The 721-nt window shown below is 63.9% G+C and carries 1 pseudogene; it reads left to right on the top strand.

Annotated elements, in window-relative coordinates:
* Positions 1-721: pseudogene (locus EOA27_RS41320) on the top strand (hypothetical protein); the annotation flags it as partial.

Here is a 721-nt window from a genome sequence, read left to right as displayed (position 1 = left end):
ATGTTGCGCAGCGAGGTCTCGAACGAGCCGATCACAGCGAATGAGCTCATCGCCGGCGCCGCCCCCGACAGCCTCACCACGAACGTTAGGTTCGCTCCTCCGGAAGGTGCCGGCGAAGCAAGTGAGCAGTTCGTCGGAACATTGCACTTAAACGGTGCAGCGATGACAATGCTGGCCAGCGATGTCGAGGGTCAGCTGAATCCGGGTGGCTTTAGATCCAATCCGGTCGTCGGCAAGGACACGACTCTGTTCCCCAAGGTCTCGCTGTCGTTCTTCACGCACCGCGGCCATCTCGTGCCGACGACCCAGGACATCGTGCGCAGCGGCTCGCTTCCCGGCACGCGCAGCTTCTGGGACATCGTCGTTCAGCCGGGCCGCGTCTGGTCCGAGCCCAATGATCCCCCCGGGTGGAACCGAGCGGCCTTCCCCTTCGCGCTGACGCAAGGGGCCGCCCTGGGCGACAGCACGGAGACGCACCATGGTCTAGCACTCTTTCTCTATAACGGACGCGAGGTCACACCGGTGCGGTTCCAACTGGTCCAGCAGACCATGCCCGTTTTCGTGACTGACTTCTTCACCGCGTGGGGCGTGACGGAGGCCAGCCACCGGCCCGGCGGCATCCAGGAACTCGTAGAGCGTCAGCGCGCGTACGAGAAGGAACTGGCAGACCGGCTCTCCGTCAAGCCATGGTCAGCACTGCCGAAGGAGGTGTCACTCGACC

The sequence above is a fragment of the Mesorhizobium sp. M2A.F.Ca.ET.037.01.1.1 genome, assembly GCF_003998075.1.
Classification (GTDB): domain Bacteria; phylum Pseudomonadota; class Alphaproteobacteria; order Rhizobiales; family Rhizobiaceae; genus Mesorhizobium.
Note: the sequence above shows the minus strand (reverse complement) of the source record. Positions and strands in the feature narration are given on the sequence as shown.